Origin of the sequence: Streptomyces alboflavus, from assembly GCF_000716675.1 — a bacterium.
Classification (GTDB): Bacteria; Actinomycetota; Actinomycetes; order Streptomycetales; family Streptomycetaceae; genus Streptomyces; species Streptomyces alboflavus.
The window spans coordinates 68,079-80,447 of record NZ_JNXT01000020.1 but is presented as its reverse complement, the minus strand read 5'-3'; the positions used below and the strand labels follow the sequence as shown (position 1 = coordinate 80,447).

The window sequence follows — 12,369 nt, the reverse complement described above, 5'->3', positions numbered from 1 at the left end:
CAGGGCTGCCGCGGCGTCATGGAGGTGCGTGGTGCTGCCAGATCGGGGACGAAAAGGCCGGGAATCCCGCATCTTCGGCAGAAACACGCCACTTGGCGACCCGGGCGCCCGTGCGCCCGGGACCTTCGCGCGGCTGCTGCACCGCGGCCACGGCCCCCGTCTGATCGGCACCCGCACCGCCTGGACCACGATCTGCGACGGCGAGTTCTTCTGCCCCGGCTGCGGCGGTGACCGCAACTACCAGCGCCGCACCGGCCGCCGCCGCTTCGTCTTCCTCGGCGTGCCGCTGCTGTCCCGCGGCGACGCCGGGCCCGTCGTCGAATGCGCCGCCTGCCAGGACCACTTCGGCGTCGACGCCCTCGACCACCCCACGACCGTGCGGCTCTCCGCGATGCTCCGCGACGCCGTGCACACCGTCGTCCTCGCCGTCCTCACCAGCGGCGGAAGCACCTCCCGCAGGGCCCTCGACGCGGCCGTCACCACCCTGCGCGGCGCCGGCTTCGACGACTGCACCGAGGAACGCCTCGCCGCCCTCATCGAGGCGCTCGCCGCCGACACCGGCCGCATCGGCGACCCCGACTGCGTGCCCGGCCTCGCCATCGAACTCCACGAGGCGCTCGGCCCGCTGGCCCCGCACCTCGCCCCCGCGGGCCGCGAGGCGCTGCTCCTGCAGGGCGCGCGGATCGCGCTCGCCGACGGGCCGTACACGCCCGCCGAACGCGATGTCCTCGCCACCGCGGGCTGCGCGCTGACCATCGACCCCGACGACGTGGCCCGCCTCCTCGTGGCGGCGACACGGACACCCCGCTGACGTACTCCCCAGGGAGTAACGAAGGCCCGGCGCCACCCCGGGGCGTAACCGCCAACTCGCTCTCGGGCGCGACGAATCGACCCCCTCACGGCGGAAGTCTGGAAGGCGTAAGCCACCGACATCGCCATGGAGGGAGGCCCACCGATGGGGGCCGCATCAACGACGAAGCGCCGACGGCCACGCGCCGTGCCCTGGGTGCTGCTCGGCCTGTGGGTCGCCGTGCTCGCGCTCGCCACTCCGTTCGCGGGGAAGCTCGGCGACGTCCAGCGCGACCGGGCCGTGGACTATCTGCCCGCGAGCGCCGACTCCACTCAGGTCGCCGAGGTCCAGGAGCAGCTGCCCGGCGGTGAGAGCACCGAGCTGGTGCTCGTCTACCACCGCGACGGCGGCCTCAGCGCGGCCGACCGGAAGACGGCGGCCGACCAGGCGGCCGCCGTGGCACGTGAGTTCAAGCTGGTCGCGACGCCCACGGGGGTGGCGTCGAAGGACGGCACGACACTCATGTACCCGGTCGCGAGCACCGCTCCGGGCACGGACGAGGAGAAGCGGGACGCCTTCGTCAACGACGTACGGGACGTGGTCAAGGCGCCCGACGGCCCCGGCAGCACGGACGGCCTGAAGGTCGACGTCGGCGGGTCCGGCGCGCTCGCCACCGACGCCAGCGAGGTCTACGGCTCCCTGGACGGCCCGCTGCTCTACACCACCGTCGCCGTCGTCGCGATCCTGCTCATCCTGATCTACCGCAGCCCGCTGCTCTGGCTGGTGCCGCTCGTGGTCGCCGGAGTCGCCAACTTCCTCTCCATGGGCGTCGCCTACGGCCTCAACCAGGCCTTCGACACCTCGGTCAGCGGCCAGAGCTCGGGCATCATGACGATCCTCGTCTTCGGCGCGGGCACCGACTACGCCCTGTTGATCGTCTCCCGCTACCGCGAGGAACTGCGCCGGATCGAGCGGCCGTACGACGCCATGCGCGCCGCCCTGCGCGGCTGCGGGCCCGCCGTCGTGGCCTCGTCCGGCACGGTCGCCGCGGGCCTGCTCTGCCTGCTCGCCGCCGACCTCAACAGCAGCCGGGGCATGGGGCCGCTGGGCGCCGTCGGTGTCCTGTGCGCGCTCGTCGCCATGCTGACGCTGCTTCCCGCGCTGCTCGTGCTCTTCGGGCGGCGGGTGTTCTGGCCGCTGGTGCCCGCGTTCGGCAGCGAACCGAAGAAGCGGAAGTCCCTGTTCCAGTCGATGGGTTCGTCCGCGGGGCGCCGGCCCCTCACCGTCCTCGTGTCCGGCGGTGTCCTGCTCGGGGCCCTGGCCCTCGGCGCGTTCGCCCTGCCCGGCAACCTCAAGCAGGAGGACACCTTCACCAGCAAGCCCGACTCCATCGCCGCGATGGAGACCCTCGCCGCCGCCTATCCCGAACGCGGCACCCAGCCCATCAGCGTCATCGCGCCCACCGACCGCGCCGACCGCGTGCTCGCCGACGCGCGGAGCGTGCCGGGCGTCGACGGCGCCGAGCGCGGCCGGAGCTCGAAGCAGTGGACGGAGATCTCCGTCGTCGCCAAGGCCCCGCCGCAGACGGCGGCGGAGACCGGGACCATCGAGAGGCTCCGCGACAAACTGGACCCATCAGGTGCCCACGTCGGCGGGCCGAGCGCCGAACAGATCGACCTGGAGGACACCAACCGGCGTGACATGTGGGTGGTCGTGCCGATCGTCCTCGCCGCGGTCCTGCTGATCCTCGTCGTCCTGCTGCGCGCCCTGATCGCCCCGCTCCTGCTGCTCGGCGCGGTCGTCGCGGTGTGGGGTGCCTCGCTCGGCATCGCGGGACTCGTCTTCGGCCCCGTCTTCGGCTTCGAGGGCACCGACCCGGGCCTCGGCCTGCTGTCCTTCTGCTTCCTCGTCGCACTCGGCGTCGACTACGGCATCTTCCTCATGCACCGCATGCGGGAGGAGTGCCTGGCCGGGGCGGAGACCGGGCAGGCCGCGCTCACCGCGCTGCGCACCACGGGCGGCGTGATCGCCTCCGCGGGCCTGGTCCTCGCCGCCACGTTCGCCGTCCTCACCAGCATGCCGATGGTCCAGCTCGTCGAACTGGGCTTCGTCATCGCGGTCGGCGTCCTCCTCGACACCTTCCTGGTGCGGACGTACCTGGTGACGTCCGCGAGCCTCGCGCTCGGCCGGAAGGTGTGGTGGCCCGGACCGCTCTCCAAGGCACGCCCACCGGAGCCGGAGGCCAGCACTCCGGAACTGGCCCGCGTGCCCTGATCCACCGTCCGCGGCGCCCCTCCCTTGCCGGAGGGGCGCCGCCGTACAGGAAGATGAGGGACACGCATGGCCGCACCCGCGACCCGCGCACCGGAAGGGGGAGCCGACGACGTGCCGAACCCGCCGTCCCCGTCGCGCCCGTGGTGGCCGTTCACCGGAGCCGTGCCGGGCACCCGGCGCGCCCTGCGGGAGGACGCCCTCCTCGCCGGGGCGCTCGCCGCCCTCGCCGTCGTCCTCGCCCACCTGATCAAGGACGGCAAGGCGCCGGACGCACTCGGCTGGACGCTCCTCGTGGGCGCCCACGTCCCCCTGACCTGGCGCCGCAGCAGGCCGATGACGGCGATGCTCGCCGTGATGGCCCTCGTCGGCCCGTACCACGCCCTCGACTACACGCACGCCGCCGCGACCCACGTCGGCATGGTCGCCCTCTACTCCGTCGCCGTCTCCGGGCGCCCCCGCCGCGCGCTCCTGACCGGCGTGCACATCATCGCGATCATGTTCGTCGTCAACTCGGGCATCGGCAGGGACCCGGCCACGGAGGTCGTGCGGATCGCGGGCTGGATCGTCGCCGTGCTGATCTTCGGTACGTACGTCCGTGTCCACCGGCAGTACGTCGCCTCCGTCGTCGAGCGTGCCGAGCGCGCCGAACGCACCCGCGAGGAGGAGGCGCGGCGGCGCGTCGCCGAGGAGCGCCTTCGGGTCGCCCGCGACCTGCACGACCTGCTCGCGCACAGCATCACCCTGGTCGGCGTGCAGACCTCGGTCGCCGCGCACGTCCTCGCCGCCGACCCCGACCGCCTCGACCGCGCCGCCATCGCGAGCGCCCTCGACGACATCGCCGAGACCTGCCGCACCGCGCGCGGCGAACTCCGCGCCACCCTCGAGGTCCTGCGCACCGCGGGCCCGGGACCCGCCGACGCCCCCGACGAGTCCCGCGGCCCCCTGCCCGGCCTCGACAGCCTCGTCGACCTGGCGGACGCGGCCCGCACGGCGGGCGCGAAGGTCGACCTCGCGGTCAGCCTCCCCGACCCCCCGGTGCCGCCCGCGGTGGGCGCGGCGGCGTACCGCATCGTCCAGGAGGCCCTGACGAACGCGGTCCGCCACGGCGGTCCCGGGCCGAGCGTGGCGGTGGGGATACGCGAGGAGGGCGGGGAGCTGAGGGTGACGGTGCGGGATGACGGGGGCGGGGGTGCGGGTGGGGTTGTGGACGCGGTGAGCGCCGGGGCCGCTCGGGCCGCCGGGGGGCGGGGCGCGCCGGGGGGCTCCGGGGCGGCTGCGGGCGCGGCCGGTCGCGCGAGGGCTTCGACCGCCTCGACCGCCGGGGCCGCAGCTGCGGCTTCTCCGGCTCCTCCGGCTCCTCTGGCTCCCCCTGCTCCTCCGGTCTCTCCTGCTTCCGGTGCTTCGGCCGCTGGTGCGGTGGCGGGCGGGGACGCGGCCTCGGCCCGGGGCGCGCGGGGGAGCGCGAACGGGGGGCCGCCGCCCGCGACGTGGGGTGTCGTGCCGCGGGACGGGGAGGCCGACCCGGGGCAGGGCGGGGCCGCGGGCCGGGGCGGGGCTGGACCCGTGGACGGGCCCGGGTTCGGGCTCATCGGGATGCGGGAGCGGGCCCGGAGCGTGGGCGGGACGCTGGAGGCCGGGCCGCGGACGGGCGCGGGCCGGGGGTTCGAGGTGGTGGCGGTGCTGCCGTTGGGCGAGGAGAGATGAGCCGAGTGATCCGGGTACTGCTTGCCGACGACCAGGCGCTGGTGCGGGCGGCCTTCGCCATGCTCGTGGAGTCCGCGCGGGACATGGAGGTCGTGGCGCAGGCCGGGTCCGGGCGCGAGGCCGTCGACCTGGCCCGGGCCGAGCGGGCCGACCTCGTCGTCATGGACGTCCGCATGCCCGACCTCGACGGCATCGAGGCCACCCGCCTGATCGCCGCCGACGAGGACCTCGCGGGCGTGAAGGTCCTGATGCTCACCACGTACGACACCGACGAGCACGTGGTGGAGGCGCTGCGCGCCGGGGCGTCCGGCTTCCTGGTCAAGGACACCAAGCCCGCCGAGCTGCTCGACGCCATCCGTACGGTCTCCGCGGGCGAGTCGCTCCTGTCCCCGGGCCCCACCGGACGCCTCATCGCCCGGGTCCTTCGCCAGCCGCAGGCCCCGCACGCCGAGGCCCCGGTGCCCGCCGCGCTCGGCGCCCTCTCCGACCGCGAACGGCAGGTCCTGACGCTGGTCGCACGGGGCCTGAACAACACCGAGGTGGCGGAGGCGCTCGGGCTCAGCCCCCTCACCGCGAAGACCCACGTCAGCCGGATCATGGGGAAGCTCGGGGCGCGGGACCGGGCGCAGCTGGTGATCGTGGGGTACGAGTCGGGTCTGGTCACGCCGGGGGCGGGGGGCTGAGGGGGCGGGCCGGGGGCCTGGGCGGGGTGGCGGTCGGCGTCCTCGTGTGCCGACGGGTGCGCGCCCCGGGCAGGGCGCGAGGCCCCCGTGGTGTGACGCCCTCCTGCGGGCCGGGACGCCCGGCTCGAAACACCCCCGTCACTCTCATGCGTCAACACAGCGTCAACTCCTTCGTTACGCAGGGGTATTGTCGTACCGCCCGGGGCGCATTAGCTTCACGCGCGACGTCCTACGTCCCACGTCCCGTCGTGAGGAGCCGTATGAGCCGTACGAGCCGCGTGATCCAGAGACGACGTCCACCCGTCCGGAGCAGTCTCTCCGAGGGGAGCGGTGAGGGGGGACGGGACCGCCGCAGCCGCCTCACCGCCGTCGCCCTCGTCCTCTCCGCCGCCCTCGCGCTCACCGCCTTCACGCACCCCGGCGCCGCCCCCGCCCCCCTCCTCCCCGGCTGCGCCACCTCCGTGCCGTACACCGCCCACACCAGCGGCTACGACACCTTCCGCATCCCCGCCGTCGTCCGCACCGACCGCGGCACCCTGCTCGCCTTCGCCGAGGGGCGGCGCGCCAGCGCGTCCGACACCGGCAACATCGACGTCGTCCTGCGGCGCTCCACCGACGGCGGCTGCACCTGGGGCCCCCTCGCCGTCGTCGCCGCGGGGCGGGGCGACACCCGCGGCAACCCCGCGCCCGTCGTCGACCCCGTGACCGGGCGCGTCGTGCTGCTCACCTCCTACAACAGCGGTGCCGTCACCGAGGGCCAGATCATGCGCGGCGAGGTCACGGCCGCGCAGAGCCGGCGGGCCTTCGTGCAGAGCAGCGCCGACGACGGTCGTACGTTCTCCTCGCCGCGCGAGATCACCGCCGCCGTGAAGCGGCCCGACTGGCGGTGGTACGCCACCGGACCCGGGCACGCCGTCGCGCTCACCCGCGGGCCGTACGCCGGGCGGCTCGTCGTGCCCGCCAACCACTCCGCCGCGCCCGCGACCGGCTCCGCCGACACCGGGCAGGAGCCCAAGTACTACGGCGGGCACGCCCTCTACAGCGACGACCACGGGCTCAGCTGGCGCATCGGGTTCGTCGACGACACCTACGACGGCGAGCACAACTCCAACGAGTCCGCCGTCGCGCAACTGCCCGACGGGCGGTTGTACCTCAGCTCGCGGGATCAGCACGGGGTGGCCGTGGGCAACCGGCTCGACAGCTACTCCAGCGACGGGGGGCGCACCCTCGACCGGCCCTACGCCGTCCAGCCCTCCCTCGACGACGTGCCCGTCGTGCAGGGTGGGCTTCTCCAGCTCCGGGGGTGGGGGGAGCCGCTGCTCTTCTCCGGGCCGTCCGTGCCCACCGCCCGGCAGGCGATGGCGCTCTGGCGCAGCCGCGACGCGGGCCGCACCTTCACCAAGCTCCTCACCCTGTCCCAGGACAGGGCGGGCTACTCGGACCTGGTCCAGGTGGGGCCCGGGACCGTGGGTCTCCTGTACGAGACGGGGGTCGCGGGGACGTATGAGCGGGTGGTGTGGCGGCGGGTGGTGGTGTAGCCCTGGCGGGGCGTTCCCCAACCCCGCCCCTTCCCGAAACCGGGGCTCCGCCCCTGGACCCCGGGGGTGGGTGTTCCGTGCGGCTGGGACGGTCCTCCCCCGAATCGGCGCTCCGCGCCTCGTCCTCAAACGCCGGACGGGCTGAAGACTTCGCCGGGGCGAGCGGAAACGTCGCGGGGGCGTGCGGGAGCGTCGTCCCGGCGCGTGGGAAGTGTGGGGGCCTGAGGGTGCCGGGCTGTTGGTGAGTCGGGGGGAGTTGGGGCGGGTGGGTGGGAGAGAGCCCCTCCGGCGTTTGAGGAGCGGGGTCTGGGGCGGAGCCCCAGCGGGGCCCAGCGAGGACTACAGCAACCCGGCCGCAGCCAAATGCTTCCCCACCTGTTCCGTCTCCGCCCCGGACAGCGGGACCTGGGGCACCGCGGTGAGGGGGCAGTCGATGACGCCGCGCAGGTGCAGCGCCGCCTTGAACGCCCCGAGCCCGGAGGAGCTGGCCCCCATCCGCAGGGGGTCACCCACGGCCACCATCCGGTAGAGCGCGCACAACCGTTCCTGCTCGGCGCGGGCACGAGCCCAGTCCCCCGCGAGGGCGGCGCGGTAGAGGCGCACGTACCCGTGCGGATCGACGTTCCCGAGACCGGGGACGACCCCGTCGGCACCCATGGCGAGGGCGGAGTCGACGGTGAGCTCGGACCCGGTGAGGACGGCGAAGGAGGGGAGGGCGCGGGCGTGGGCGCCGAGGACGACCCGCCGAAGCCCTCCGTCGTCGCCGCTGGAGTCCTTGAGCCCGGCAAGCACCCCCTCCGCGGCGAGATCGAGCACGAGGTCGGCGTCGAGCTTGGTGTGGACGGAGACGGGCAGGTCGTAGGCGAAGACGGGCAGCGCCCCGCGGTCGGCGACGAGCCGGAAGTGACGGGCGACCTCGGCGGGATGGGTACGGGTGTAGAAGGGCGCGGTGACGACGACCCCGTCGGCCCCGGCGTCGGCGGCGGCCCGCACGTGGTCGAGGACGCGCAGGGCGGTCATGTCGATGGCCCCGGCGAGGACGGGCACCTGCCCGCCGACGTACCGCACGACCCGGTCCACGACGACCTTGCGGTGCCCGTCCGGCAGATACGCGGCCTCGGAGGAGGAGCCGAGCACGAAGAGGCCGTCGACGCCGCCGTCGAGAAGATGGTCGACGAGGCGTTCCAGCGAGGCCACGTCCACCTCGTTGTCCGGGGTCAGGGGGGTGCAGACGGGAGGGACGACACCGGTCAACGGGGAGGGAAGGGTCATGAAGTCTCCTTGGACGTGGCCGTGGCGGCGGCCGTCGCTGCGGACGACTGGCTGACGAGGTCCCGCGTGGACTCGCCCGCCAGTACGGGGTGGTGGCACCGGTACCGATGCGCGGCACCGGCGTCCGCGACGTCCGGCATGGCCGTCGCGCACACCTCGTCGGCCTTCCAGCACCGGGTGCGGAAGGGGCACCCGCTGGGCGGCCGCGTGGCCGACGGTACCGGGCCGACGAGCGGAATCGGGTCGATCGGGTCGAGCAGTCCGGGTGTGGCCGAGAACAGCGCCCGGGTGTACGGATGCCGGGCGTCGTCGAGGATCTCGGCGGCCGGTGACTCCTCGACGATCCGGCCGAGGTACATCGTGATGACGCGGTCGCTCATCCTGCGGACGGTCTGGATGTCGTGGGAGACGAACACCAGGGAGAGGCCCAGGCGTTCCTTCAGGTCCAGGAGCAGATTGAGGATCTGGGCGCGGACCGAGACGTCGAGGGCGCTCGTGGGCTCGTCGGCCACGACGAGGTCGGGTTCGAGGGCGAGCGCGCGGGCGATGGCGACACGCTGGCGCTGGCCGCCGGAGAGCTGCCCGGGCAGGGCGTCGGCGAGGACGGTGGGCAGGCCGACGAGGCTCATCAGCTCACGCACCCGGTCGGCGCGCTCGGCGGGGGTGCCGCGGCGGTGCACGTCGAGGGGGTCGCGCAGGATCTGCCGGATCGGCAGCCGGCGGTTGAGGGCGGTCGACGGGTCCTGGAAGATCATGGCGGTGCCGGTGCCGATCGTGGTGCGGCGCTCGGCGGCACCCATCTCCCACAGGTCCCGGCCGCGGAACGCGATGCGCCCGGACGTCGGCCGCTGGATGCCGAGGAGGACCTTCGCGAGCGTCGACTTGCCGCAGCCGGACTCGCCGACGACGCCGACGGTCTCGCCGGGGGCGATGGTGAGGTCGGCGCCGGTGAGGGCGTACACCCGGTCGCGGGAGAACAGGCCGCCGGTGCGGGCCTTGTGGACGACGTGCGCGTCGCGCAGCGTGACCAGGGCGGCCGGGTCGTCGTCGGGCAGGTCGCCGGGGGGAACAGCCTCAGCCACGGTCATGGGCCGCCTCGCTTCCTGGGAGCCCCGGCTCCGCCGTCATGACGACGGGTGCGGGATGGTGACAGGCGGTCAGGTGGGAGGTCTCGCCGAGGAGTTCGGGGGCGGTGGTGTGGCACAGGTCGTCGGCGAGCGGGCACCGGTCGGCGAAGCGGCAGCCCGCGGGGAAGTCGGCCGGTGAGGGGACGACGCCCTTGATCTGGGTAAGGCGTTCGGCGGCGGACTCCAGGGACAGCACGGAGCCGAGCAGGCCGCGCGTGTAGTGGTGGGTGGGGGCCTCGACGAGGTCGGCGGTCACGCCGGTCTCGACGATCTGCCCGCCGTACATGACCGCGACCCGGTCGGTGACGTCGGCGACGAGCGCCAGGTCGTGCGAGACGAGGATGAGCGCGAAGCCCAGCTCGGCCCGCAGCCGCAGCAGGAGCTGGATGACCTGGGCCTGCACGGTCACGTCGAGCGCCGTGGTGGGCTCGTCGGCGACGATCAGCTTGGGGTCGCGGGACAGGGCCATGGCGATGAGGACACGCTGGCGCTGGCCGCCGGACAGCTCGTGCGGATAGCTGCGCAGGGTGCGGTCGGGGTCGAGGCCGACGAGGGAGAGGAGTTCGGCGGGGGAGCGGTGGCCGCCGCGCCGGACGACCTGCTTGAGCTGGGCGCGTACCGTCATCGCCGGATTCAGGGACGACAGCGCGTCCTGGTAGATCATCGCCATGTCGTGGCCGAGGAGCCGCCGCCGGGCCCGCATGGGCAGGCCGATCAGCTCCTGCCCGGCGAAGGTGACGTGCCCGCGCACCCGGGCGCCCTTGGGTTCCAGACCCATGACGGTGAGCGCGGTCAGGGACTTGCCGCAGCCGGACTCGCCGACGAGGCCGAGGACTTCGCCGGGCCTGACCTCGAAGCTGATGCCGTCGACGATGTCGACGCCGGAGTGCCGTTCCTCGAAGCCGATGGCGAGGTCCCGCACGCTGAGCACGGGCGCGCCCTCGGGCAGCGGCCTGGCCCGGGAGCGCAGCCGCGCCGCCGCCTCGGTCAGGCCCGGCAGCTGAAGGACCTCGCCGCTGCCCGGCTCGGGCGCCTCGACCGGGTCGTCCTTGCGCCCGGCGCCGGTGACGTCACGCCCGGACGGCGCGGCCCAGGCGTCGGAGACACCCTCGGAGAGCACGTTCAGGGAAAGCACGGTCAGGAGCATGAGCAGGCCGGGGAAGACCGTCGCCCACCAGCCGCCGATGAGGACCATGTTCTTGCCGTCGGCGATGACGCTGCCCCAGGACGGGTCCGGGGGCCGCACACCGGCGCCGATGAACGACAGGGACGCCTCGAACACGATCGCCTCGGCGACCTGGACGGTGCAGAACACCAGGACCGGGGCGGCGCAGTTGATGGCGACGTGCTTGATGACGATGTGCGGGGTGCGCGCCCCGATGACGCGTTCGGCGACCACGTAGTCCTCGCCGTACTGATCGAGCACGTTGGCGCGTACGACACGGGCGATGGGTGGGGTGAACAGGAAGGCGATCGCGCAGATCAGGACGGTGATGCCGCCGCCGAAGACGGCCACGAGGACCGCCGCGAGCGCGATGCCGGGGAACGCCATGACGACGTCGAGGCAGCGCATCAGGGTCTCGTCGACGGCCTTGCGGGAGGTCGCCGCGACGGCTCCGATGACCGCGCCGACGACCAGCGCGAGCGTCGTCGCGCCCAGGCCGATGGCGAGGGACCAGCGCGCCCCGTACATCAGCCGGCTGAGGATGTCCCGGCCCAGGCTGTCCTGGCCCATCCAGTGGTCGGCGGAGGGGTGGCCGGTGCCGTCGACGAGGGTCTGCTGGTCGAGCGGGTCGTGCGGGGCGATGAGCGGGGCGAACAGGGCGACGAGGACGACGACGGAGACCACGCCGAGGGAGATCCGGGAGAGCACCGGGAGCTTCGCCAGGGCCCGCAGCCGGATGCCGGGCACGGCAAGGCGCTCGGTGAGTTTCTTGCGCGTCTGGAGCATCAGGAGGTTCCCCTCAGGCGCGGGTTCACCAGCAGATAGAGGATGTCGATCACCAGGTTCACCACGACGAAGCCGACGGCCGTGGTGATGACGACGCCCTGCACGACGGCCGGGTCGCCGTTCTTCACCGCGTCGATCATGAGCTTGCCCATGCCGGGCAGCGAGAAGATCGTCTCGATGACGACCGCGCCGCCGAGCAGATAGCCGACGCGCAGGCCGAGCACGGTCAGCGGGTTGATGAGGGCGTTGCGCAGCACGTTGCGGCCGACCACCACGACCGGCGGCAGGCCGCTGCCGACGGCCGTGCGGACGTAGTCCTTGTCCAGCTCCTCCACGACGGCGGTGCGCACGATGCGGGTCATCTGCGCGGCCACCGGCAGGGACAGGGCGAGGGCGGGCAGCGTCATCGTCTTCAGCCAGCCGGTGAAGGAGTCGGCCGGGTTGACGTAGCCGCCGGTCGGGAACCAGCCCAGGTCGACCGCCAGGTACTGGATCATAAGCAGGGCCAGCCAGAAGCCGGGCGCCGCGACGCCGGTCAGGGAGACGACGCGGATGATCTGGTCGGGGAGGCGGTCGCGGTAGATCGCGGCGAGCACGCCGAGCGGCAGGGAGAGCAGCACCGCGACGCCGAGGCCGAGGAAGGTCAGCTGCATCGTCAGCGGCAGCGCGGTGGTGATCTGGTCGATGACGGGGGAGCGGGTCAGGACGCTGATGCCCATGTCGCCGCCGATGAGGTCGCCCACGAAGTCGACGTAGCGCACCGGCAGCGGATCGAGCAGGCCGTTGTCCTCGCGGAACTGGTGCAGCTGCTCCTGGGTGGGGTTCGCGCCCTGGTAGAACGCCGACGCCGGGTCGATGTCGGAGAACCGCATCACGAGGAACACGAAGAGCACGATGCCGAGCAGCAGCGGCACGAGCAGGGCGATGCGGCGGGCCAGGATGCGCAGGATCGCGGTCACTGCTGGACGCTCCTCTGGTCGCTCACGGCGTACGGCCTCCTCGGGCCGCCGCCGGCGTTCGGTTTGCTCAC

Annotated in this window: 9 protein-coding genes; 5 read left to right on the top strand and 4 right to left on the bottom strand. The window is 73.7% G+C overall.

The window, feature by feature from the left end:
• Positions 1-31: 31 nt before the first annotated feature.
• From OO63_RS17145 to OO63_RS17125, 5 genes are all read left to right on the top strand, one after another.
• Positions 32-811, top strand: coding sequence for a TerB family tellurite resistance protein (locus OO63_RS17145; RefSeq protein ID WP_380839753.1), 780 nt, complete (start codon positions 32-34; stop codon positions 809-811).
• Between the two features lie 144 nt (positions 812-955).
• Entirely contained in the window at positions 956-3,064 is a 2,109-nt protein-coding gene (locus OO63_RS17140) for an MMPL family transporter (RefSeq protein WP_030357694.1), read from the top strand.
• A gap of 66 nt (positions 3,065-3,130) precedes the next feature.
• A complete protein-coding gene (locus tag OO63_RS42260) occupies positions 3,131-4,768 on the top strand; it encodes a histidine kinase (RefSeq protein ID WP_051810948.1) in 1,638 nt (545 codons plus the stop codon).
• Complete coding sequence (locus tag OO63_RS17130; RefSeq protein ID WP_030357692.1) at positions 4,765-5,451, top strand: response regulator transcription factor; 687 nt, start codon at positions 4,765-4,767, stop codon at positions 5,449-5,451. Before OO63_RS42260 ends, OO63_RS17130 begins: the two co-directional genes overlap by 4 nt.
• 260 nt (positions 5,452-5,711) lie before the next feature.
• Complete coding sequence (locus OO63_RS17125) at positions 5,712-6,989, top strand: sialidase family protein (protein ID WP_030357691.1); 1,278 nt, start codon at positions 5,712-5,714, stop codon at positions 6,987-6,989.
• Between the two features lie 339 nt (positions 6,990-7,328).
• Here the strand turns inward: OO63_RS17125 and OO63_RS17120 are convergent, their stop codons facing one another.
• From OO63_RS17120 to OO63_RS17105, 4 genes are read right to left on the bottom strand one after another with little or no spacing between them, the layout of a single operon-like run.
• On the bottom strand, positions 7,329-8,261 hold the full coding sequence (locus OO63_RS17120; RefSeq protein ID WP_030357690.1) for a dihydrodipicolinate synthase family protein: 933 nt from the start codon (positions 8,259-8,261) through the stop codon (positions 7,329-7,331).
• Positions 8,258-9,349: an oligopeptide/dipeptide ABC transporter ATP-binding protein gene (locus OO63_RS17115; RefSeq protein ID WP_051810947.1), complete on the bottom strand. Its 1,092-nt coding sequence runs from the start codon at positions 9,347-9,349 to the stop codon at positions 8,258-8,260. The genes OO63_RS17120 and OO63_RS17115 overlap by 4 nt, the downstream gene beginning before the upstream one ends.
• Positions 9,336-11,339 carry a dipeptide/oligopeptide/nickel ABC transporter permease/ATP-binding protein gene (locus OO63_RS17110; protein ID WP_031192709.1) on the bottom strand — a complete coding sequence of 668 codons (2,004 nt, stop codon included), beginning with the start codon at positions 11,337-11,339 and terminating at the stop codon, positions 9,336-9,338. The genes OO63_RS17115 and OO63_RS17110 overlap by 14 nt, the downstream gene beginning before the upstream one ends.
• Positions 11,339-12,298: an ABC transporter permease gene (locus OO63_RS17105; RefSeq protein WP_030357687.1), complete on the bottom strand. Its 960-nt coding sequence runs from the start codon at positions 12,296-12,298 to the stop codon at positions 11,339-11,341. Before OO63_RS17105 ends, OO63_RS17110 begins: the two co-directional genes overlap by 1 nt.
• Positions 12,299-12,369: the final 71 nt, after the last annotated feature.